The organism is Pantoea sp. paga, assembly GCF_007558755.1.
In the GTDB taxonomy this organism is placed as follows: Bacteria; Pseudomonadota; Gammaproteobacteria; order Enterobacterales; family Enterobacteriaceae; genus Pantoea; species Pantoea agglomerans.
In genome coordinates this window covers 985,664-1,007,648 of sequence record NZ_VLTF01000001.1, presented here as the reverse complement: position 1 = coordinate 1,007,648, position 21,985 = coordinate 985,664, and the positions used below count along the sequence as shown (strand labels likewise).

The window sequence follows — 21,985 nt, the reverse complement described above, 5'->3', positions numbered from 1 at the left end:
CCCTTCGCGCCCGTGATGAGGCACGAAGGGTGTGAGAACGGCACTGCGCTAAGCGGTTAAAGCCGCAGAATGCAGAGTGTTACTTAACGGGCATTCCCGGTACGGCACCGCTGTCGACGGACAGCACAAACAGATCTTTGCCGCCAGGACCCGCTGACAGCACCATGCCTTCAGAGATACCAAAGCGCATTTTACGCGGCGCGAGGTTGGCCACGATAATGGTCATTTTACCGACCAGTACGGAAGGATCGGGATAGGCGGCGCGGATACCCGAGAAGATCTGACGCTTTTCACCGCCCAGGTCGAGCTGCAGGCGCAGCAGCTTGTCCGAACCCTCAACCAGTTCCGCCTGCTCAATCAGCGCCACGCGCATATCAACTTTAGCGAAATCGTCGATGGTGATGGTGTCACCTACCGGCGAATCTGCCAGCGGGCCGCTTGCGGCCGGTGCACTGGCGGCAGCGGCATCCTCTTTCGAGGCTTCAATCAGTCCTTCAACCTTTGCCATCTCAATGCGGCTGTAGAGCGCTTTGAATGGCGCAACCTGGTGGTCCAGCAGCGGTTGCGCGATAGCATCCCAGCTCAGTTCGCAGTTCAGGAAGCCTTCTGCACGGGCGCTCAGTGACGGCAGCACCGGCTTCAGCCAGGTCATCAGAATGCGGAACAGGTTAATGCCCATTGAGCAGATCGCCTGCAGATCGGCATCACGGCCTTCCTGCTTCGCCACCACCCACGGAGCCTGCTCATCGACATAACGGTTCGCCAGGTCAGCCAGCGCCATGATCTCACGGATAGCACGGCTGTATTCACGACCGGCCCAGGCGTCACCAATCTTCTCTGACGCGTCCACAAAGGTCTGATAGAGCGCCGGATCGGCCAGCTCAGCCGCCAGTTTGCCGTCAAAGCGTTTGGTGATAAAGCCCGCGTTACGTGACGCCAGGTTAACCACTTTGTTGACGATGTCGGCATTTACGCGCTGGACGAAATCTTCCAGATTCAGATCGATATCGTCGATACGTGAAGAGAGTTTTGCCGCGTAGTAGTAACGCAGGCTGTCCGCATCCAGATGCTGCAGCCAGGTGCTGGCTTTAATAAAGGTGCCGCGCGACTTCGACATCTTGGCACCGTTGACGGTGACATAGCCGTGCACAAACAGGTTGTTCGGCTTGCGGAAGTTACTGCCTTCCAGCATCGCTGGCCAGAACAGGCTGTGGAAGTAGACGATATCTTTACCGATGAAGTGATAGAGCTCGGTAGTAGAGTCTTTACGCCAGAATTCGTCGAAGTCGATGTCGCCGCGCTTGTCGCACAGGTTCTTGAACGAGCCCATGTAGCCGATAGGCGCATCCAGCCATACATAAAAATATTTTCCTGGCGCGTCCGGAATTTCAAAGCCGAAGTAGGGCGCGTCGCGGGAGATATCCCACTGCTGCAGGCCCGATTCGAACCACTCCTGCATTTTGTTCGCCACCTGATCCTGCAGCGCACCCGAGCGGGTCCAGGCCTGCAGCATGGCGCTGAACGAGGGCAGATCAAAGAAGAAGTGTTCAGAGTCGCGCAGAACCGGCGTCGCGCCAGAGACCACCGATTTTGGCTCGATCAGCTCGGTCGGGCTGTAGGTCGCGCCACACACTTCGCAGTTATCGCCATACTGATCGGCAGATTTACATTTCGGGCAGGTGCCTTTTACAAAACGGTCCGGCAGGAACATCCCTTTTTCCGGATCGTAAAGCTGGGAGATGGTGCGGTTCTTAATGAACCCGTTCTCTTTCAGACGGCCATAAATCAGCGCAGAAAGCTCACGGTTTTCGTCGCCGTGGGTCGAGTGATAGTTGTCATAGCTGACGTTGAAACCGGCAAAGTCGGCTTCATGCTCGCTTTTCATTTCTGCAATCATCTGCTCCGGTGCAATCCCTAACTGCTGAGCTTTCAGCATGATAGGCGTGCCGTGCGCATCATCGGCGCAGATGAAATAAACCTGATTGCCACGCATTCGCTGATAACGCACCCAAATGTCGGCCTGGATATGCTCGAGCATGTGGCCGAGATGGATTGATCCGTTCGCGTAAGGCAGTGCGCACGTTACCAGAATTTTTTTAGCGACTTGAGTCATAGTTTGCGTAGCTTTCTGTTGATTGAAAAAACGGGCTTAGATGGTAACTGAAGGCTTCTCCTGCGTAAACACAAGGGATTCACCCCTCAGGTCACCGCAGATCCACGAGCATCTGATATCATTGACAATACATCGCTGAAACACAGCGTAAGCACAGCAGAAATAAGGAGTAGGGGATGACAGCACAATCCCGGGAACCGCAGACGCCAGAAGGCCTGCGCGCCATCGTGGCTGGCGTATTGAGAAGCTTTGAGCATCCGACCCTTAAGCAGAATCTCACCGCCCTGAAGGCGTTACATCACGTGGCACAGCTTGACGGTACGCTGCATGTGGAGCTGCTGATGCCGTTTGCCTGGGCCAGCGGGTTCGACGTCCTGAAAGAGCAGGTCAGCGCCGAACTGCTGCGTCAGACCGGTGCAGGTGCCATCGACTGGCGACTCAGCCATGACATCGCTACCCTGAAACGGGTGAAAAACCAGCCGGGCGTCAACGGCGTGAAAAATATTATTGCGGTCAGCTCTGGCAAAGGCGGCGTGGGTAAATCCAGCACCGCCGTGAACATGGCGCTGGCGCTGGCTGCAGAGGGCGCGCGGGTCGGCATTCTTGACGCCGACATTTATGGCCCGTCAGTGCCGAACATGCTCGGCACCCAGGATCAACGGCCTTCCTCGCCGGATGGCACCCACATGGCACCAATCATGGCGCACGGGCTGGCAACCAACTCTATTGGTTATCTGGTCACGGACGATAATGCGATGGTGTGGCGCGGGCCGATGGCCAGCAAAGCGCTGATGCAGTTGCTGAATGAGACGCTGTGGCCTGAGCTGGATTATCTGGTGCTGGATATGCCACCCGGTACCGGCGATATTCAGCTGACGCTGGCGCAGAACGTACCGGTCACCGGCGCGCTGGTGGTGACCACGCCGCAGGATATCGCCCTGATTGATGCCCGCAAAGGGCTGGTGATGTTTGAAAAGGTCAATGTGCCGGTGCTTGGCGTGGTGGAAAACATGAGCCTGCATGTCTGCAGTCAGTGTGGCTTCCATGAGCCGATTTTCGGCACCGGCGGCGCACAGAAACTGGTAGAGGATTACCAGACGCAGCTGCTGGCTCAGCTGCCGCTGCACATTGACCTGCGCGAAGATCTCGATGAAGGTCAGCCGACGGTGATTCGCCGGCCCGATAGCGAGTTTACCGCGCTGTATCGCCAGCTGGCCGGACGCGTTGCTGCCCAGCTTTACTGGCAGGGCGAGGTCATCCCCGGCGACATCGCCTTCCGCGCGCTTTAAGCCCGACCCGACCCGCTGGCATATTGTGAGGCCAGCGGGTAGTGCATTAACACGTAGCCGCCATGTTCGCCTTCGCCCTGTGAAATCATCTTCCAGCCATGTTTCAGGTAAAAGGCCTGTGCCGCTTTATTTTTCTGCAGGCACTTCAGCGCACCGGTTGAGGTAAAGCGCGCCTCTGCCGCCTTAAGCAAAGCGCTGCCCACGCCGCGACCCTGCCAGTCAGGTTCGACATAGAGGCTGTGCAGGAAGTTATCGTTCTCCAGCAGGCCGGCAAATCCGACCCGCTGCCCGTCAGCTTCCGCGACCAGCACGGTTTCACCCAGGATTACCCCATCAAAATCTTCCAGCTGCCACTCGCTGCCGTCCAGCCAGCGCCAGTTATGCCGACGCGCCGCCAGAAACAGCGTACGCAGAAAAGGACGATCGGCTTCAGTAAACGGACGAATCTCCACAAGTCAGCTCCCTTTTAATCCGGTCTTACAAAATTAGCAGCGATTCGCGGAGAGGGCGTAAAAGATAAAGCGGGTTAAATGTCACGTAAATCGCTGTACACTGCCTGTCGGGCCAGAGAGCATCAGGCTCTCAGCGTTTGATAGCTTTCGTTAATCAGATTGATAACGACTGCATATTAGATGTTGGCCCGAAAATTATGTAACCTGCATCACATATTTTAACGGAGGCCACCAGATGTCTATTATCAATACCAAAATCAAGCCGTTCAAAAACGCAGCATTCAAAAACGGCGAATTCATCGACGTAACCGAGAAAGACGTTGAAGGTAAATGGAGTGTGTTCTTCTTCTATCCAGCTGACTTCACCTTCGTCTGCCCGACCGAGCTGGGCGACGTGGCTGATCACTACGAAGAGTTCCAGAAACTGGGCGTAGATATCTACTCCGTTTCTACCGATACCCACTTTACCCACAAAGCCTGGCACGGTTCTTCTGACACCATCGCGAAAATCCAGTACACGATGATCGGTGACCCGACTGGCGCGCTGACCCGTAACTTCGAAATCATGCGCGAAGACGAAGGTCTGGCTGACCGTGGTACCTTTATCGTTGACCCTGAAGGCGTTATTCAGGCAATCGAAATCACTGCTGAAGGTATTGGCCGTGACGCCTCTGACCTGCTGCGCAAAGTGAAAGCGGCTCAGTACGTGGCTTCTCACCCAGGTGAAGTGTGCCCGGCTAAATGGAAAGAAGGTGATGCAACACTGGCTCCGTCTCTGGACCTGGTTGGCAAAATCTAATTCCGCTTCGGCCTTTCGACCATTCTCCAATCGGGTGCTGCGGCACCCGATTTTTTGACCAGGATATCACTATGCTCGACACAAATCTGAAAACCCAGCTCAAGGCTTACCTTGAGAAATTAACCAAACCTGTTGAGTTGATTGCCACGCTGGACGAAGGTGCAAAATCAACCGAGATCCGTGAACTGTTAGTTGATATCGCCGGTTTGTCTGACAAAGTCAGCTTCCGCGAAGAGAACGATCGTCAGGTGCGTAAGCCCTCATTTCTGATCACCAACCCAGGTTCGAACAGCGGCCCGCGTTTTGCCGGTTCACCTCTGGGTCACGAATTTACCTCACTGGTGCTGGCACTGTTACAGACCGGTGGGCATCCGTCGAAAGAAGCACAAAGCCTGCTGGATCAGATTGCCGCGCTGGACAGCGACTTCCATTTCGAAACCTACTATTCGCTCTCATGCCATAACTGCCCTGACGTCGTACAGGCGCTGAACCTGATGGCGGTGATTAACCCGCGTATCAGCCACACCGCTATCGACGGTGGCCTGTTCCAGAACGAGATTCAGGAACGTAACGTGATGGGCGTGCCAGCGGTTTACCTCAATGGTAAAGAGTTTGGTCAGGGTCGCATGAGCCTGGCGGAAATCGTCAGCAAAGTGGATACCAATGCAGACAAACGTGCGGCGGAAGAGCTGAACAAGCGTGACGCCTATGAAGTCCTGATTATCGGCAGCGGCCCGGCGGGCGCAGCGGCAGCCATCTATTCAGCACGTAAAGGTATCCGTACCGGCCTGCTGGGTGAGCGTTTTGGCGGCCAGGTGCTGGATACGGTCGATATCGAAAACTATATCTCCGTACCGAAAACCGAAGGGGCAAAACTGGCCGGTTCACTGCGCGCACACGTAGACGATTACAACGTGGACGTCATTGAAAGCCAGAGCGCCATCAAACTGATCCCGGCAGCGAAAGAGGGCGGAATGCACGCCATCGAAACCGCCTCTGGCGCAGTATTGAAATCACGCAGCATCATCCTGGCGACCGGCGCACGCTGGCGTAACATGGGCGTGCCGGGTGAAGAAGAGTATCGCACCAAAGGCGTGACCTACTGCCCACACTGCGATGGCCCGCTGTTTAAAGGCAAACGCACGGCGGTGATCGGCGGCGGTAACTCCGGCGTGGAAGCGGCCATTGACCTGGCCGGTATCGTTGAACACGTTACTCTGCTGGAGTTTGCCGGTGAGATGCGCGCCGATCAGGTGCTGCAGGATAAGCTGCGCAGCCTGAAGAACGTGGATGTGATTCTGAACGCCCAGACCACCGAAGTGAAAGGCGACGGCACCAAAGTCACCGGCCTGCACTATATCGACCGTACGACGCAGACCACTCATGAGCTGCCGCTCTCCGGTATCTTCGTTCAGATCGGTCTGCTGCCGAACACCCCATGGCTGGAAGGGGCGGTTGAGCGCAACAAAATGGGTGAGATCATCATCGATGGTAAATGCGAAACCAGCCTGAAAGGCGTGTTCGCCGCGGGCGACTGCACCACCGTACCGTACAAGCAGATCATCATCGCCAGCGGCGAAGGTGCTAAAGCCTCACTGAGCGCTTTTGACTATCTGATTCGTACCAAATCGGCTGAGTAATTTTCGGCATTCAGACAATAGCCCTTCAGCACGCCTGCTGAGGGGCTTTTTTGTTAATAGCCCGCCAGCGTCATCAGCATCATCCAGATTGGCGTTGTCACCGCCGCAAACACGGTAGAAAAGAGCATGCTCGCCGCTGCCGGGCCGGTGATAACATTAAACTTCTGCGACATCAGGTAGACGTTAACCCCGACCGCCATCGATCCCAGCAGCACCACCACTTTACTCTCCAGCGGCGGCAGATCGGTCAGCCACGCGATAGCCCATACTGTCATCGGTTGCAGCACCAGCTTCAGCAGGCAGATGGTATAGCTCTCTTTTAAGCCATCCCGCACCCGATAGTGCGCCAGGCTCATGCCCAGCGTCACCAGCGACAGAGGTGCGGCCAGTGAGGCCAGCATCTTTAGCGGTTCAGCGGCCAGCAGCGGCAAGGGACGTTGCAGAAAGCTCCAGGCTGTACCGCTGAGAATGCCGATGATCAGCGGATTCTTCAGCACGCCGAGCAGGGTGCGCCAGAGTCCTTCCAGCGAGAAGCTGCCCTGTTTTGCCCACTCAACCGAAACGGTCAGTAAGGTCCAGAGGATCAGGCTGTTAAACACCAGCACCAGCGCCACCGGGGGCAGGGCTTCTGGCCCCAGCAGTACCGTGGCCACCGGGATCCCCAGCATCACGTTATTGGAAAAGATGCCGCCCAGCGCAAAAACCGACGCTGCTACGCCATCCAGATTAAACAGCCTTGTTGCCAGCAGTCGCCCCACGATAAACACCAGCAGGCAACTGCCGAAAAAGGCCAGCAACAGGCGCGCATCCACCGGCGGACTTTGCGAGAAGGTGCTCATCACCCGAAACAGCATGCAGGGCAGGGCAACGTTAAACACAAAGCGGTTCATCCCTTCGCTGATGCTGGCGGGCCATTTCCCGAGGCGCGTGAGGCAGTACCCCAGCAGGATCAGGATAAACAGCGGGGCTGACAGGTAAATTTGATGGCTTAAGCTTTCAAACAGCAGTGGCATAAAGAGAGTCTGGTCAGACGATGATTAGTTACCAGACTAACAAATTGCTAACTAACTGTTAACTTTAAGTGTGCCCGGAATGACCGTTGCCGGGACGCTAACCTAACCAGCGGCGCGCCTGGTGCTCGCTGATGTCGCGATAATAGACCCGGTGAATAATTTCGCCACAGCCTGTGCAGCGGGCGGAAATATAGGTGGAGAGGTACTGTCTGCCATTGGGTGCCACGGCACCCTTGCGTTCAATATTAATATCCTGCCATCGATGGCGGTGTGGAATAAGCGCTAAAAATCGCATCATACATCCTGAATAGTATGAAGTTCCGCTTCAGGAGTTTTCTAACCCCATGAAATAAAGTGTTTTTTACGATGATGCTGCAAGCAGGTTAATTATTATGGGGTAACCAGAGTCACTGCGGGAAATATTACCCATCCGGGTAATAAGCGGGACTACCTATAAAGAGGTATCTCGTTAACCCGCAGCATTAAGCCTTTTTTTGCACCCTCAGGCGTTGATCGGGATCATGTGAATTGTTTCAGCTCCGATTATTTCCCCGGCGGGAGTCGCTTGCTTTCGCTGCGCGGCTTGCCTATGCTGCAAGCCGTAACACGACTCGGGGTGCCGCTTTCCACACGGAAAGGGCTGAGAAAAACCCGCTGACCTGAACTGGATAATGCCAGCGTAGGGAAGTCTGATGCCTGACCGCATTCGCCTTCTTGTTCGCCGGTTGGGAGCTACGATGACACATCAATCTCAACACCTTTCTGCCGCGCACTTCGCGCCCATTCTGCACGCTTTCCGCCGCCAGTCACCGCTGGTGCACTGTATGACCAATGACGTGGTCCAGAACTTCACCGCCAACGTGTTGCTGGCACTCCATGCCTCACCGGCGATGGTGATCGATGCCGCTGAGGCCGCCCAGTTCAGTAGCATGGCCGATGCACTGCTGATTAATGTGGGCACCTTAACCCGCGGGCGCCAGCAGGCGATGCAGGCTGCCGTCACCGCGGCTAATCAGGCGGGCACGCCCTGGACACTCGATCCGGTTGCCGTCGGCGCACTGACGCTGCGCAGTGACTTCTGCCAACAATTGTTAAGCCAGCAACCGGCGGTGATTCGGGGGAATGCGTCAGAGATTCTGGCGCTGGCACAACAGGCCAGCGGCGGGCGCGGTGTCGACACGCTGCATCAGGCGGATGCAGCACTCGATGCGGCCCGGCAGCTCGCGGAAATCTGGAGCACGCTGGTGGTCGTCACCGGTGAAGTGGACTACGCCACCGATGGTCAGCGACTCCTTGCTGTACACGGTGGAAGCCCCTTAATGACACGGGTAGTCGGGACCGGCTGCGCCCTCTCGGCAGTGGTGGCGGGATTCAGCTCTCTGCCAGGCGATCGGCTCATGAATGTCGCGGCCGCCTGTCAGGTGATGGCGCTGGCGGGTGAAAAGGCAGCGGCGCAGGCTGCCGGACCCGGCAGCTTTGCCACAGCGTTTATTGATGCACTCTGGACGCTGGAGGATAATCATGAAGCGTATTAACGCTCTGACGATTGCGGGTACCGATCCCAGCGGCGGCGCTGGTATTCAGGCCGATCTGAAAACCTTCTCGGCTCTGGGAGCCTATGGCACCAGCGTCATCACCGCGCTGGTGGCACAGAATACCTGCGGCGTGCAGTCGGTTTATCGCATTACGCCTGACTTTGTTGCCGCCCAGCTTGATTCAGTGCTCAGTGATGTGCGCATCGACAGCGCAAAAATTGGCATGCTGTCAGAAACGGCTATCGTGGAGCAGGTGGCGGCCCGGCTGAGCAATGCGGCAATCCCGTTTGTTGTGCTGGACACGGTCATGGTCGCGAAAAGTGGTGATGCGCTGCTCTCGCCAGACGCCGTAGCCAGTGTACGGGAGCTGTTATTGCCGCAGGTCTCGCTGATCACGCCTAATCTGCCGGAAGCGGCGGCGTTGCTGGACTGCCCCATTGCGACAGATGAAAAGGAAATGCGCGAGCAGGGACGGGCATTGCTGGCACTGGGCTGTCAGGCTGTGCTGATGAAGGGCGGTCACCTTGCGGCGGCGGAGAGCCCGGACTGGCTGATCACGCACTCAGCAGAGCAGCGATTCAGTACGCCGCGGGTAAATACCCGTCATACGCACGGCACAGGCTGTACGCTGTCGGCAGCCTTAGCCGCGTTGCGACCACGTCATGCTGACTGGGCAGAGACGATTGGAGAAGCCAAAAACTGGTTACAGCAGGCGCTGCTGCAGGCAGATTCGCTGGAGGTCGGGAAGGGTATCGGACCGGTTCACCATTTTCATCAATGGTGGTAACGACGAAGGCCCGCATCGACCTGGTAATCAGGTGGTGCGGGCGGTTTCAGGTTCAGGGTGCTTCAAACCAGGCGCTGTTACGCTCGGCAATCGGGGTGATAGAGAAGATCATCTCCTGCAGATGACGACGCATTGCCGCTTCGGCTGCATCGGCGTCATGACGCTTCAGCGCCGCAAAAATCTCTTCATGCTGCTCAATCAGCTTGTCCGGTGGAGAGACTTCACTCAGCGTCAGAAACCGCACCCGGTCCATGGCCGCTTTGATGTTCTCCACCGTTTCCCAGGCCAGCTTACAGTCAATGCTTTCAGCAATCAGGCGATGAAACTCATCGTCCAGAGTGAGAAAAGCCTGGCTGTCATGCCGTTCAGCGGCCATGCGCTGCAGCTGCAGGTTATGCTCCAGCACCATCAGGGCCGGATCATCAATCTCCAGTGCCGCACGGCGAACCACCGACACCTCAACGGCCTCCCGGATAAAGCGGCCATCTGCCACCCGCTTAGCGGAGATTTTGCGCACGAAAGTGCCACGCTGCGGCAATACCTGTACCAGTCCGGCTTCGGCCAGCTTGATGAACGCTTCGCGCACCGGCTGGCGTGAAACGTTGAAGCGCGCGGACACCTCTTTTTCCGAGAGCAGCGAGCCCGGCTGAATTGCGCAGGTGACGATATCTTTGCGCAGATACCGGTAAATCTGCTGATTTACCGGTTCGCTGGTAGTAATGGTATAGGCGATCGACATGCAGCAATATCCATATTACGGCTGGCAGGGGCCAGCGCGATGGGAAAGTGTCAGTCTAATCAGCGCGCTGCGTCTGCGCCAGCGCTTTGTCACCAGGCTGTTATGCCTGGCTCATACACTGTTGCACCGTCGCCCGCGCGCCCTGAGTCGTCAGCTGCTGGTAATACGTTGTCAGTCGGGCAACCAGATCGGCGTTCTGCGCCAGATCGTCGCCAAAGATGTCGCGCAGACCCAATAGCGCACGGACACGCGCTTCGCCTTCTTCGCTACCGGCAACCGTCTCTGCCAGCGTGGCTTTCAGCGGATCGCGGATCTCAATCGGTTGACCCTGTTCATCGATGCCGCCGACATAGCGCATCCAGCCTGCCACGCCCAGCAGCAGCAGGTCGCAGCGGCTGCCGCGCTGCAGGTGCCAGCGCAGACTGTCGAGCATGCGTTGTGGCAATTTTTGCGATCCGTCAGTGGCGATTTGATATGTGCGATGTTTAATGGCACGGTTTTCGTAACGGGCGATAAGCGAATCGGCATAGGCGTTGAGATCAACGCCCTGGGTACGCAGCGTCGGCGCCTGTTCATCGATCATCAGTGAACGGGCGGCAGCGCGAAAATGGGAATCGGCCACGCAGTCGCTTATGTATTCATAACCTGCCAGGAAGCCGAGATAGGCCAGGAAAGAGTGGCTGCCATTGAGCATGCGCAGTTTCATCTCTTCATAGGGCAGAACGTCACTGACCAGTTCTGCGCCCGCTTTTTCCCACGCCGGACGGCCATTGACGAAGTTATCTTCAATCACCCACTGAAAGAAGGGCTCCGCTTCAACCGCAACCGGGTCATCGGAACCCAGACGCGCGCCTAGTGCCGCAAACGCCGCATCGGTCATGGCCGGAACGATACGATCCACCATGGTGGAGGGGAAGGTAATGTGTTGCTGAATATAGTCTGCCAGGGCCGGATCCTGATGCTGTGCCAGTTGCACAACAACGTTGCGGGTCACGTGACCGTTTTCCGGCATGTTGTCACAGGACATCACGCTAAAGGCGGGTAAGCCCTGATCCCGTCGGCGGCGAATCGCGGCCAGAATCAGACCGGGTAGCGAACGCGGCGAATCAGGATTCTGCAGGTCATGCACGATGTCAGGGTGATCGGGATTTAAATTGCCACTGGCTGGCTGGTGACAATAGCCTTTCTCGGTGACAGTCATGGAGACAATCGCCACCTCAGGCTGGCTCATGGCATTGATCACCGCCTCAATACCGTCACTTTTGCCGTGCAGTGCCTGAGTAATGACGCCAATCACCCGGGTATGCAATGAATCATCGGCCATCTCGGTGAGGGTATAAAGCAGATGCTGCTCTCGCAGGGCCTCAATCAACGCGCCGCTGTTGAGGTTCACTTCACAATATCCCCAGTCGCTGCCCTGTTCAGCCAGCTTATCGCTGCAGAGCGCCTGATGGGCGCGGTGAAATGCACCAAAACCGATATGTACCATGCGGGTTTTTAACTGGCTGCGGTCGTAAGCGGGGCGCTTGACTTCAGCGGGCAGGCGATCAATCTGTAACATAGTCCATCCTTATAGCAAACGGGGCGCAAAGCGCCCCGAAATCATACATCTGTTAGCGAAACAACACTCAGACCGAAACCGGTTTATCCTGGGTTTTCGGACTGCGAATCACAAATAACACCAGGAAGGCACCCAGCGCGGCGACACAGCCCGCAAGGATAAAGGCGCTATCGAATTTACCGGTGTGATGAACAATAAACCCGGTGACGATGGGCCCGATGATGCCGGAGAGGCTACCCACCAGATGGATAAAGCCGCTGATGCTGCCGATACGGCTCTTGTGCACCACATCCTGAATAATCGCCCAGTAGATTGCGCCGGTGATATAGAGAAAGAAAATCGACACCGACATCATAATTACCGCAGGCACCACATCTTTTATCGTACCCGCCAGCGCCACACAAATTGCGGCGGCCAGCAGTGAGACCACCAGCACAATTTTACGGGACAACAACAGCTTGCCGGTGATGTTAAAGATCTTATCGGAGATCCAGCCACCCAGCGCCAAGCCAACGAAACCGACGATCCAAGGGATCATGGTGGTGATGCTCATTGATTTGATATCCAGGCCGTGCGCCTGCACCAGGTAGGCCGGGAACCAGCTCAGGAAGAAGAACAGAATGTAGTTGTAGCAGAAGAAGGCAAAAGCGGTGACCAGGATAATCGGCTGGCGCAGGTAGTAGCCAAACGGATGTGACGTTTCCGACAGGTCAACTTCATCATTCGGGTTCGTTGCTTTCAGGCGATCAATCAGCAGACGTTCCTCTTCGCTGACGCGCTTGCTCTTCGCCGGATTGTCAGCGGCGAAGAAGAGCCAGAACGCCATCCACACCAGACCGATGCAGCAGACAATCACGAACGCCGGACGCCAGCCATAGGCGAGCGCCAGATAACCAATGATCGGGCCAGCGACCGCACCACCTAAAGGTGATCCGGCACTCAGTAAGCCCATGGCCGTCGCGGCCTGTTTTTTCGGGAACCAGCCGTTAATCGCTTTGTTGGCCGAGGAGCAGATCGGGCCTTCAGCCATGCCGAACAGCACACGCAGGATCAGCAGTGACCAGAAGCCGGTGGCCAGTGCGGTCATGCCGCAGAAAATGGACCAGGCACCTACCGCCACAGCCAGCACGATTTTAGGTCCATAGCGGTCAGTGGCAAGGCCGCCAAGAAAGTTAAACAGGGCATAGCCAAAGAAAAAGCTGCCGAAGATCATGCCAAACTGCTCAGCATTGATCGCCAGATCTTTTTCCACCAGCGGCACCGTCAGCGACAGGGCGACACGATCGAGGTAGTTAATCATGTAAACCAGGAACAGCAGCAAAACGAGGGTCCAGCGCAGATTCTTGAACATACAAACTCCGTGATCTGTTTTATCTTTATAGTCATGCCGGCGGGTACGCACCGGCTGAGTAGACCTGGTGTTCAGCGGATAATTAACCCATCTGAAGTATGACTTTGCAGCAGGTGCGCGGATCTTTTTCAAACAGGGTCATCGCACGCTCAATCTCCTGCAGCGGGAAGTAGTGCGTGACCAGTTTCTCTGGCTGGATTAACCCTTTTTCCATCCATTCGATCACCTGTGGGAAACGATTGCTGTTAAGACGTGAGGTAAACAACGACAGCTCCTTGCTGGTCAGGCTCTGCTGAGTAATGCTGCATGGCTCGCCGGAGAAGCCCAGCAGGCCGATGCGCGCAGCCGGTGAGGCGAGGGCAGCCGCTTCAGCCAGAATGGTGGGATGGCAGGCCGCGTCGATAATCAGCGTAGGCTGCACGCCCTCAAGCTGTGCCGCCAGCGGGATTTCGCTGTTATCGAACAGTTGATCGGCACCGCTCTGCTCTGCAAGTGCCAGCCTTTCCGGCAGGCGATCCACCACCATCACCTTTTTAACCTTATAGACGCCCTTCAGCACCTGAATCGCAGTGAGCCCCATCGGACCGGCACCGTAAATCAGTGCCACATCATCTGGCTGCGGCTTGAGAAACGCGGTGATATTGGCGGCGATAGTGAAAGGCTCAACCAGACTGGCGAGCCGATCGGGGATGCTCTCCGGCAGGGAAAAGGCATTTTTCGCCGGAGCCAGCGCAAACTCGCTGAAGCCGCCGTCACGGTGCACGCCAATCACCTGCAGTGTGGTGCAGACATTGGGACGGCCTACCGAGCAGGGATAGCAGCTGCCGCAGCTCACCACCGGATCCACCGCCACGCGGTCGCCCACCCGGGCCGGATCAACACCGTCGCCCACCGCATCAATCACGCCAAAAAATTCGTGACCAATTACCCGTGGATATTTCGCGAACGGGTTATGACCGTGCCAGATATGCACATCAGAACCACAGATACTGGCATAAGCCACTTTGACCCGGACTTCGCCCGCCGCAGGTTGTGGCAGCGGACGTTCAGCCACCACCAGTTCACCCGGCTGTTCAATAACAACGCTTTTCATCAGCTTCTCCTTACCAGTTCCACAGGGTGCCATCTTCAAGACGGGCGACCGGGAGATAGGCAGGTTCATAGGGATATTTCGACGCCAGTTTCTCGTTGAATTCAATGCCGAGACCTGGTTTGTCACCTGGATGCATGTAGCCCTGGTCAAAGGTCCAGTTAGCATCAAACAGCTCCATCATCTGTTCGGAGAAGCCCATGTACTCCTGCACACCGAAGTTCGGCACCCAGAGGTCAAAGTGCAGTGCAGCCGCCATGCAGACAGGGGAGAGATCAGAAGGACCGTGCGAGCCGGTGCGCACCTGATAGAGCGAGGCAAAATCAGCGATACGTCGCATACCGGTAATGCCGCCTGCATGCGTAATGGTGGTGCGGATGTAGTCGATCAGCTGTTCTTCAATCAGCTGCTTACAATCCCAGATGCTGTTGAACACTTCACCCACGGCAATCGGCGTAACGGTATGCTGGCGGATCAGGCGGAAGCACTCCTGATTCTCAGCAGGCGTCGGATCTTCCATCCAGAACAGGCGATAATCTTCCACGCTCTTGCCAAAACGCGCCGCTTCAATCGGCGTCAGGCGATGGTGCATGTCATGCAGCAAGTGCTCGTCGAAACCAAACTTGTCACGGATGGCCGCGAACAGTTTCGGGGTGAAATCGAGGTATTTCTCAGTTGACCAGAGCTGCTCTTCGGGCCAGTTACCTTTGGTTGCAGGCTCATAGGCCAGACCTTTACCTTTCGCCATGCCGTAAGTGGTTTTCATGCCCGGAACGCCGCACTGCGCGCGAATTGCTTTGAAGCCCAGCTCTTTGTGCTTCGCGTAGTCATCCATCACTTCATCAATGGAGTGGCCGGTGGTGTGGCAATAGACCATCACGCCGGTGCGTGATGCGCCACCCAGCAGCTGATACACCGGCATATTGGCGGCTTTGCCTTTGATATCCCACAGTGCCATATCGACGGCCGAGATAGCGGACATGGTGACCGGGCCACGACGCCAGTAAGCGCCCTTGTAGAAATATTGCCAGATGTCTTCGATCTGATGCGCATCGCGGCCAATCAGCTGCGGGCAGACGTGATCTTTCAGGTATGAGGCGACCGGTAATTCACGGCCATTCAGCGTTGCGTCGCCAATGCCGGTCAGACCCTGATCGGTGGTGATTTTTACGGTGACAAAGTTTCTGCCTGCGCAGGTTACAAATACTTCTGCCTTAACAATTTTCATCCTGGTTGCCTTAAGTCAGCGTTCAATGATGAAAAAGTACGCTCTTTAATACTACCATACAAGTTAGGGTGGCAGAGTTGTGAACGGAATCACAGAGTGTTTACATTGTCTGAAAACGGCGATTAAGGCGTCATAAAGCGAGGCAGCAGGGGGAATGTTACGAACAAAATAGGCGCTATTGGCAGCAATAAAAAAGGGGCTTTCGCCCCTGATGTCGGTTCAGGCAAGCAGCGCGCACTGCGGCGGCAGGCGGCAGCTCAGCGCGCCCGCCATCACCTCAATCACGAATTCGCGCCCGGAAAGCGGCTCGCCATCAAGGTTAAAGGTCATCTCATGCGGAGAACGGATCGTCAGTGACTCCAGTTGCGTGGTGACGATGCCGGGATTGTCATCGTCGCCGGTCAGCGAGTGCAGCAGGGTAGGCAGCAGCTCCTGTGCGGTGACAATACTGACGTCCAGTCTGCCATCGTTGATCAGGGCAGAAGGGCACAACCGCTGACCGCCGCCCGCCTGACGACCATTACCGATACCGATCACCAGCGCATCACCCTGCCAGGCGAAATCGGGGCCGCTGATCTCGCAGGTATCCGGTTTCAGCGTATCCATGCGCATCAGGCCGTGAATAAAGTAGGAGACGCCGCCCAGCGCCGACTTCAGCTTTTCCGGCGTTTCAGTCGTGATACGGGTACCAAACCCGCCGGTCGCCATATTGATGAAGTAGTGGCTCTGATTTACCCTGGCCAGATCGATGGCACTGGCTTTGCCCTGAATCGCCAGTCGCAGTGCCGGTTCCATCTCTTCCGGGATGCCGACGCTGGTGGCAAAATCGTTGGCGGTACCCAGCGGCAGGATGCCCAGCACCGGGCGATGATCCGCTTCAGAAGAAGCCAGCGCAGTCGCAATTTCATTGATGGTACCATCGCCACCACCGGCCACCACGGTCGCGGCCTGCAGCGCAATGGCCTCTTTGACGTACCGATCGCCGTCACCTTTTTCAAATGTGACACGCACCGCAATGTCGAAGCCTTCTTCACGCAGGGTCGTAATAGCTTCGCGCAGATCATCATTACCCGCGCCTTTCCCATTCAGGATGAGCAGCGTAAGCGGTTTATTATCCATTTTGCGTTCCTTGAAGATCTACAGAGTAAGAAGGGATTTATAACACAGCTGCCAGCAGTAAATTATTGGCGAAAGAGAGAAAAAAGAAAACCCGCACGGGGGAGCCGGGCGGGTAAATGAGGTGGTTCCTGGTAAATCTGCCGTTTATTGTTACTCGTTAGCAGCAGGCGGGACTATAAAGCAGCGCCGCGCAGGGGTCTGTGATCCTGTTCTGATTTCCTCAAAATGTTTCCGTTGGTAAACGATTATGAGGGTCACGGGTATCTTCACCGTGGTCGAAGTTGCGCAGCAGCAGTGCAAAACGCAGATCCACCTCCTCGGGCACCCGCAGCCAGACGCGATGGCCATCGCCCGGGGCAACTTCAGTAGGTTCGCCGCGCGCATTCTGCAGCGCGTCCAGCTGACAATTCAGGTTCCCCTGAGGCGTCATGATCTCCACACTGTCGTGCAGCATAAACTTATTCTTCACCGCCACTTCAGCCCATTCGCCCCGGCGTTCGCCGGTGAATTCGCCGACAAACTGCTGGCGATCGGACACCGAAAAGCCCTGCTGATAATTCTGGTAGCTGTCGTGAGTGTGGCGGCGCAGGAAACCTTCGGTATAGCCACGATGTGCCATGCCTTCCAGGGTTAACAGCAGTGAGGGATCAAACGGCTTACCGGCAGCGGCATCATCAATCGCCCGGCGATAAACCTGGGCGGTGCGGGCGCAGTAGTAGTAGGACTTGGTGCGTCCCTCAATCTTCAGCGAATGAACGCCCATCTCGCTGAGCCGCTCCACGTGCGCGACCGCGCGCAGATCCCGCGAGTTCATGATGTAGGTTCCGTGCTCATCTTCGAACGCGCTCATCACCTCGCCGGGCTTCATCTTCTCTTCCAGCAGAAACACCTTGTCGGTGGGCTGACCAACGCCCAGCGTTGGCGTCACATCCTGTACGGCGACAGGCGTGTGGATACCAACGATATTCCCCACCTCATCCTGCTGACCCTCCGCCACTTTATACTCCCAGCGGCAGGCGTTGGTGCAGGTTCCCTGATTCGGGTCGCGTTTGTTCATATAGCCGGAGAGCAGGCAGCGACCGGAGTAGGCCATGCAGAGCGCGCCATGGACAAAGACTTCCAGCTCCATCTCCGGGACCTGCTGGCGGATCTCGGCGATCTCTTCCAGCGACAGCTCGCGTGACAGAATCACCCGGCTCAGCCCCATCTGCTGCCAGAATTTTACCGTGGCCCAGTTAACCGCATTGGCCTGCACCGACAGATGAATCGGCATCGTCGGGAAAGCGTCTCGCACCAGCATAATCAGGCCGGGATCGGACATAATCAGCGCGTCGGGCTGCATCGCCACTACCGGCGCTAAGTCACGAATAAAGGTTTTCAGCTTGGCGTTGTGTGGCGCAATGTTCACCACCACGTAGAATTTTTTACCCAGTGCGTGCGCTTCACTGATGCCCAGTGCGAGGTTTTCGTGGGTGAATTCGTTGTTGCGCACCCGCAGGCTGTAGCGCGGCTGGCCGGCATAGACGGCATCGGCACCATAAGCAAACGCGTAACGCATGTTCTTCAGGGTGCCAGCGGGGGAAAGCAGTTCGGGTTTCATGATTTTCTCACTGATGTCAGGTCAGCATGTCGCCTCAGGCGGCAGGTGCAGGGCAGTTAAGCCCTGCAAAAGGTGCGGAATTGTAGGCAGTGAGAAAAGGGAAGTAAATTGATCAGGATCAAACTAGATCAAATGACAGGCATCGGCTTCCCAGCGATAGCCCATGCCGTAGACGGCGCGGATAAAAGGTTGCTCGCTGTCGAGATTCTCCAGCTTGCGCCGCAGGTTCTTGATATGGCTGTCGATGGTGCGGTCCGTGACCACGCGGTAGTCATCATAGAGATGGTTGAGCAGCTGTTCGCGTGAAAAGACCTTGCCCGGCTCCAGCGACAGCGTTTTCAGCAGGCGGAACTCCGCCGGTGTTAAATCCAGCGGTTTTTCGCGCCAGCTGGCGAAGAAGCGGCTCTCATCGACGCGAAGTAACGAGGCGCTTTGCGGCTCTTCCGCCGACCGTTTTACCCGGCGCAGAATCGTTTTAACTCGCGCCACGACTTCACGCGGGCTGAAGGGCTTACAGATGTAGTCATCTGCGCCCAGCTCCAGCCCCAGCAGCCGATCGATCTCCTCGGTACGGGCGGTTACCATAATAATCGGCAGCTCGGAATGACGACGGATTTCACGGCACAGCGTTAAACCGTCGGTGCCTGGCAGCATCAAATCCAGCAGCATCAGGTCGGGTGGCGTCTGGCGCACATACTCCAGCACCGCGTTGCCGTCGGCGATGTGATGGGTACGGTAGTTCGAGGCGTGCAGATAATCGATCATCAGCTGCGCCAGTTTCGGCTCATCTTCGACCACCAGAATCAGCGGGTCGTGGTTTTCCAGGCTCATAAGCGTCTACACAAGGGGAACATAGCGCAAGTGTAGCGCGATTTTCAGTCCACCTAAATCAGAGTGCGCCGCATGAATATCGCCGCCATGCGCGTCAGCGATATTTTTACAGATGGCCAGGCCCAGTCCCGAGCCGCCGCTGGCGCGATTGCGCGAGCCTTCGGTGCGGAAGAAGCGCTCAAAAATCTGGGCCTGATGTTCCCCATCCACGCCCGGTGCGCTGTCATCAAACTCGATGCGCCAGTTGGGCGCCTCATAATTCAGCGTCACTTCAACCCGGCCCCCGCTGTCGGTGTAGCGCAGGCTGTTTTCCAGCAGATTAGTGAACAACTGCATCAGGCGGTCGGGGTCGCCAAAGAAGGGGGCGTTATCGGGCAGATTGAGTTTCAGCGTCAGGCCGTGTGCCCGATAGCGTTCGGCAAAGCTGCCTGCCGTCACTTCCAGCAGCTGCACCAGATCGGTTGCCTGCTTGCGATAGGCAAGAGCGCCCTCATCGGACAGCGACAGCTGGTGCAGATCTTCGACCAGCTTGGTCAGCACCACCACTTCGCTCTGCAGCGAGGCGATCGCTTCCGGTGTCAGTTTGCGGACTCCATCCTGCATCGCTTCCAGTTCACCGCGCAGGATCGCCAGTGGTGTGCGTAACTCATGGGAGATATCGGCCATAAAGGCGCGGCGCATGCTCTCATTTTTCTCCAGCGAGCTGGCAAGGAGGTTAAAGTCCCTGGCCAGCTGGCCCAGCTCATCCCGGCTGCTGACCTCTACACGGGTAGCAAAATTACCGGCCGCCAGATGATGGGTGCCATCGACCAGTCGTTTGACCGGAGCCAGCAGACCGCGTCCCATCAGCCAGGTCGCCAGCGCTGCCAGCAGCGTAGACAGCCCGACGATAATCCAGCTGGTGCGGCGCTGCTGCTGATCAAAGTTAATGTCGGTGCTGCGCGTCAGCCGCTCCGGCGGCGAGCCGATGACCCAGCCGACCACTTTATTATTGCTGGTGGTGATATTGCGTCGCGTGCCTTCGGGCGGCACCGGCGATTTTGGCCCGGCCAGCACTTTATATTGCTGATCGAGGATCCAGAACTGGGTGCGCCAGCCGTGCGGCGGCAACTGACTGTTGCTGTCGGGATTCTGCTCCAGCGAGCGCAGCATGGTGAACACCAGCCGATCGTTGTGGCGCAAAAAATCCCAGTTGCCGTGCTGCTCATACTGATCGGCCAGGGCATCGCTGAGCAGATTTAACCGCTGCTCGTTGCCGCGCTTAATGTAGTCGACAAAGCCATGCTCGAAACTGAGGCGAACTCCCCAGTGCATGGTAATCAGCACCAGCATGCAGGTGGCGAAAATCGCCATAAACAGTTTGGCCCCGATGCCCAGGCGCAGGTTAACTCTCATTTTTTTCTCCGGCGTCGCAAATCAACGTTGGTACTCACCTGTGGCGGCACGCGCCAGAACACCAGCGCGGGCAGGATGATAATCAGCGACATGCAAAGGTAGGTATAAATAAACATCTGATGTTCCGCCGTGCTGTTCGCTGCGCTCTCCTGAGCAAATGCCCCCAGCAGCAGCCCGGCCACGGTAACGCCAATACTCATCGACAGTTGCATAATCATCGACAGCAGGCTGTTGCCGCTGGACGCCAGCTCATCGGGCAGCTCCTTCAGCGTCAGGGTATTCATTGAGGAGAAACGAATGGCGTTGACCATGCCCTGCAGAAACAGCACCAGTGGCAGCAGCCAGACCCATCCCAGAATTGCCACCAGCGGGAACAGCAGGACCACCAGCGCCAGCGCCACGGTCGACATCACCAGCACGTTGCGGTAGCCAAAGAGATTGACGATGCGCACCACAATGCGCTTCATCCCCATATTTCCCAGCACCATCGGAATCATCATCAAACCAGCATGAAACGGGCTGTAACCCATGCCTAGCTGCAGAAAGATAGGCGTCATAAAGGGCAGCATGCCGCTGCCGATGCGGCCGGTAAAACTGCCGAGCAGTCCGATGGAGTAGATACGATTATCAAACAGCTTCAGGCTGAACAGCGCATTATCATTGCCGCGCGCATGCATCAGGTAGAACAGCAAAGAGAACATGCCAATGAGGATCATGGCACCCAGCAGCAGCGGAGAGCCGCCACTGCTGCGCTGACCATCCAGCGCCAGCGTCAGGGTTGCCATTCCGGCGGCCAGCAGGATAAAACCGCCGAAATCAAAGCGCCGCGTCTGCATGCTGTAGTTGGGCATCAGCATCAGGGTGGCGATAGCGCCTGCGATGCCGACCGGGATATTGATCAGGAAGATCCAGTGCCAGCTGGCGTACTCCACCAGCACACCGCCCAGCGCCGGACCCAGCAGCGGGCCAATCTGGCCGGGCAGAGTGACAAACGTCATGGCGGACATATACTGCTCGCGCGGCACGATTTTCATCACCGTCAGGCGACCCACCGGCACCATCATGGCCCCGCCAATCCCCTGAACCACCCGCGACAGCACCAACTGATCCAGAGTGCCGGAAAGGGCGCACAGCAGTGATCCCAGGCTGAACAGCACAATCGCGCAGAAGAAAATGTTGCGCACGCCAAAACGGTCGGCCAGCCAGCCGCTGACCGGCAGCATCACTGCCACCGTCAGCACGTAATAGACGATGACCGAGTGCATGTGCAGCGGGCTGACACCCAGATCGTGCGCCATCGACGGGATCGCGGTATTCACGATGGTGGTATCCAGCGTCTGCATAAAAAAGCCGATGGCAACAATCCACAGTTGCCAGCGGACGTTAGTGCTTTGCGTACTCATCGATCCCCCCGATAAAGGCGTCACGTCCGATGTCTGCTGC

General features: G+C 56.8%; 19 protein-coding genes and 1 riboswitch. Of the genes, 5 read left to right on the top strand and 14 right to left on the bottom strand.

Features of this window, described 5'->3' with window-relative positions:
* Positions 1 to 79: 79 nt before the first annotated feature.
* Positions 80 to 2,113, bottom strand: a complete 2,034-nt coding sequence (gene metG / locus FOV68_RS04670; protein ID WP_010248234.1) for a methionine--tRNA ligase — start codon at positions 2,111 to 2,113, stop codon at positions 80 to 82.
* A gap of 176 nt (positions 2,114 to 2,289) precedes the next feature.
* Here metG and apbC point away from each other — a divergent pair, with 176 nt between their 5' ends.
* Positions 2,290 to 3,402 (top strand): iron-sulfur cluster carrier protein ApbC, encoded by a 1,113-nt coding sequence (apbC, locus tag FOV68_RS04665; protein WP_064703737.1) that lies wholly within the window; start codon positions 2,290 to 2,292, stop codon positions 3,400 to 3,402.
* On the opposite strand, the gene FOV68_RS04660 is transcribed toward apbC, so the two are convergent.
* A complete protein-coding gene (locus FOV68_RS04660; RefSeq protein ID WP_143990407.1) occupies positions 3,399 to 3,854 on the bottom strand; it encodes a GNAT family N-acetyltransferase in 456 nt (151 codons plus the stop codon). The genes apbC and FOV68_RS04660 overlap by 4 nt on opposite strands.
* 235 nt (positions 3,855 to 4,089) lie before the next feature.
* On the opposite strand from FOV68_RS04660, the gene ahpC reads away from it, so the two are divergent.
* Positions 4,090 to 4,653: an alkyl hydroperoxide reductase subunit C gene (gene ahpC / locus FOV68_RS04655; protein WP_010248225.1), complete on the top strand. Its 564-nt coding sequence runs from the start codon at positions 4,090 to 4,092 to the stop codon at positions 4,651 to 4,653.
* Positions 4,654 to 4,724: 71 nt separating this feature from the next.
* On the top strand, positions 4,725 to 6,293 hold the full coding sequence (gene ahpF, locus FOV68_RS04650; protein ID WP_010248223.1) for an alkyl hydroperoxide reductase subunit F: 1,569 nt from the start codon (positions 4,725 to 4,727) through the stop codon (positions 6,291 to 6,293).
* A 53-nt stretch (positions 6,294 to 6,346) separates the two neighbouring features.
* Here ahpF and FOV68_RS04645 read toward each other — a convergent pair whose 3' ends face one another.
* Positions 6,347 to 7,306 (bottom strand): AEC family transporter, encoded by a 960-nt coding sequence (locus tag FOV68_RS04645; protein ID WP_022625034.1) that lies wholly within the window; start codon positions 7,304 to 7,306, stop codon positions 6,347 to 6,349.
* A gap of 97 nt (positions 7,307 to 7,403) precedes the next feature.
* Entirely contained in the window at positions 7,404 to 7,601 is a 198-nt protein-coding gene (locus FOV68_RS04640) for a hypothetical protein (protein WP_069025193.1), read from the bottom strand.
* 307 nt (positions 7,602 to 7,908) lie between these two features.
* Positions 7,909 to 8,009, top strand: a riboswitch (TPP riboswitch).
* A gap of 34 nt (positions 8,010 to 8,043) precedes the next feature.
* Between FOV68_RS04640 and thiM the strand changes: the two genes are divergently transcribed.
* The gene (gene thiM, locus FOV68_RS04635) at positions 8,044 to 8,841 is read left to right on the top strand and encodes a hydroxyethylthiazole kinase (protein WP_143990406.1); all 798 of its coding nucleotides are present in this window, start codon (positions 8,044 to 8,046) and stop codon (positions 8,839 to 8,841) included.
* A complete protein-coding gene (thiD, locus tag FOV68_RS04630; protein ID WP_069025191.1) occupies positions 8,828 to 9,628 on the top strand; it encodes a bifunctional hydroxymethylpyrimidine kinase/phosphomethylpyrimidine kinase in 801 nt (266 codons plus the stop codon). Before thiM ends, thiD begins: the two co-directional genes overlap by 14 nt.
* Positions 9,629 to 9,680: 52 nt before the next feature.
* Here the strand turns inward: thiD and FOV68_RS04625 are convergent, their stop codons facing one another.
* The 10 genes from FOV68_RS04625 to FOV68_RS04575 form a co-directional block, all read right to left on the bottom strand.
* A complete protein-coding gene (locus tag FOV68_RS04625; protein ID WP_143990405.1) occupies positions 9,681 to 10,367 on the bottom strand; it encodes a GntR family transcriptional regulator in 687 nt (228 codons plus the stop codon).
* Between the two features lie 100 nt (positions 10,368 to 10,467).
* Positions 10,468 to 11,928: a mannitol dehydrogenase family protein gene (locus FOV68_RS04620; RefSeq protein WP_115764147.1), complete on the bottom strand. Its 1,461-nt coding sequence runs from the start codon at positions 11,926 to 11,928 to the stop codon at positions 10,468 to 10,470.
* Positions 11,929 to 11,995: 67 nt separating this feature from the next.
* Positions 11,996 to 13,279, bottom strand: coding sequence for an MFS transporter (locus tag FOV68_RS04615; protein ID WP_010248200.1), 1,284 nt, complete (start codon positions 13,277 to 13,279; stop codon positions 11,996 to 11,998).
* Positions 13,280 to 13,361: 82 nt separating this feature from the next.
* Positions 13,362 to 14,372, bottom strand: coding sequence for a Zn-dependent oxidoreductase (locus FOV68_RS04610; RefSeq protein WP_083069074.1), 1,011 nt, complete (start codon positions 14,370 to 14,372; stop codon positions 13,362 to 13,364).
* 10 nt (positions 14,373 to 14,382) lie between these two features.
* Complete coding sequence (manD, locus tag FOV68_RS04605) at positions 14,383 to 15,597, bottom strand: D-mannonate dehydratase ManD (RefSeq protein WP_010670990.1); 1,215 nt, start codon at positions 15,595 to 15,597, stop codon at positions 14,383 to 14,385.
* A 219-nt stretch (positions 15,598 to 15,816) separates the two neighbouring features.
* Positions 15,817 to 16,716 (bottom strand): lipid kinase YegS, encoded by a 900-nt coding sequence (gene yegS / locus FOV68_RS04600; protein ID WP_045140650.1) that lies wholly within the window; start codon positions 16,714 to 16,716, stop codon positions 15,817 to 15,819.
* A 220-nt stretch (positions 16,717 to 16,936) separates the two neighbouring features.
* Positions 16,937 to 18,319: a tRNA 5-hydroxyuridine modification protein YegQ gene (gene yegQ / locus FOV68_RS04590; RefSeq protein ID WP_143990404.1), complete on the bottom strand. Its 1,383-nt coding sequence runs from the start codon at positions 18,317 to 18,319 to the stop codon at positions 16,937 to 16,939.
* Between the two features lie 120 nt (positions 18,320 to 18,439).
* Positions 18,440 to 19,147, bottom strand: coding sequence for a two-component system response regulator BaeR (gene baeR, locus FOV68_RS04585; RefSeq protein ID WP_031592098.1), 708 nt, complete (start codon positions 19,145 to 19,147; stop codon positions 18,440 to 18,442).
* 6 nt (positions 19,148 to 19,153) lie between these two features.
* Positions 19,154 to 20,542 carry a two-component system sensor histidine kinase BaeS gene (gene baeS / locus FOV68_RS04580; protein ID WP_143990403.1) on the bottom strand — a complete coding sequence of 463 codons (1,389 nt, stop codon included), beginning with the start codon at positions 20,540 to 20,542 and terminating at the stop codon, positions 19,154 to 19,156.
* The gene (locus FOV68_RS04575; protein WP_031592103.1) at positions 20,539 to 21,945 is read right to left on the bottom strand and encodes an MFS transporter; all 1,407 of its coding nucleotides are present in this window, start codon (positions 21,943 to 21,945) and stop codon (positions 20,539 to 20,541) included. Before FOV68_RS04575 ends, baeS begins: the two co-directional genes overlap by 4 nt.
* Positions 21,946 to 21,985: the final 40 nt, after the last annotated feature.

Coding starts and splice junctions, on each gene's coding strand:
- FOV68_RS04615 (WP_010248200.1), bottom strand. CDS start 13,279: ATGTTCAAGAATCTGCGCTGGACCCTCGTTTTGCTGCTGTTCCTGGTT.
- FOV68_RS04610 (WP_083069074.1), bottom strand. CDS start 14,372: ATGAAAAGCGTTGTTATTGAACAGCCGGGTGAACTGGTGGTGGCTGAA.
- FOV68_RS04620 (WP_115764147.1), bottom strand. CDS start 11,928: ATGTTACAGATTGATCGCCTGCCCGCTGAAGTCAAGCGCCCCGCTTAC.
- thiM (WP_143990406.1), top strand. CDS start 8,044: ATGACACATCAATCTCAACACCTTTCTGCCGCGCACTTCGCGCCCATT.
- manD (WP_010670990.1), bottom strand. CDS start 15,597: ATGAAAATTGTTAAGGCAGAAGTATTTGTAACCTGCGCAGGCAGAAAC.
- FOV68_RS04575 (WP_031592103.1), bottom strand. CDS start 21,945: ATGAGTACGCAAAGCACTAACGTCCGCTGGCAACTGTGGATTGTTGCC.
- baeS (WP_143990403.1), bottom strand. CDS start 20,542: ATGAGAGTTAACCTGCGCCTGGGCATCGGGGCCAAACTGTTTATGGCG.
- apbC (WP_064703737.1), top strand. CDS start 2,290: ATGACAGCACAATCCCGGGAACCGCAGACGCCAGAAGGCCTGCGCGCC.
- metG (WP_010248234.1), bottom strand. CDS start 2,113: ATGACTCAAGTCGCTAAAAAAATTCTGGTAACGTGCGCACTGCCTTAC.
- baeR (WP_031592098.1), bottom strand. CDS start 19,147: ATGAGCCTGGAAAACCACGACCCGCTGATTCTGGTGGTCGAAGATGAG.
- FOV68_RS04645 (WP_022625034.1), bottom strand. CDS start 7,306: ATGCCACTGCTGTTTGAAAGCTTAAGCCATCAAATTTACCTGTCAGCC.
- ahpC (WP_010248225.1), top strand. CDS start 4,090: ATGTCTATTATCAATACCAAAATCAAGCCGTTCAAAAACGCAGCATTC.
- yegS (WP_045140650.1), bottom strand. CDS start 16,716: ATGGATAATAAACCGCTTACGCTGCTCATCCTGAATGGGAAAGGCGCG.
- ahpF (WP_010248223.1), top strand. CDS start 4,725: ATGCTCGACACAAATCTGAAAACCCAGCTCAAGGCTTACCTTGAGAAA.
- FOV68_RS04640 (WP_069025193.1), bottom strand. CDS start 7,601: ATGCGATTTTTAGCGCTTATTCCACACCGCCATCGATGGCAGGATATT.
- thiD (WP_069025191.1), top strand. CDS start 8,828: ATGAAGCGTATTAACGCTCTGACGATTGCGGGTACCGATCCCAGCGGC.
- FOV68_RS04625 (WP_143990405.1), bottom strand. CDS start 10,367: ATGTCGATCGCCTATACCATTACTACCAGCGAACCGGTAAATCAGCAG.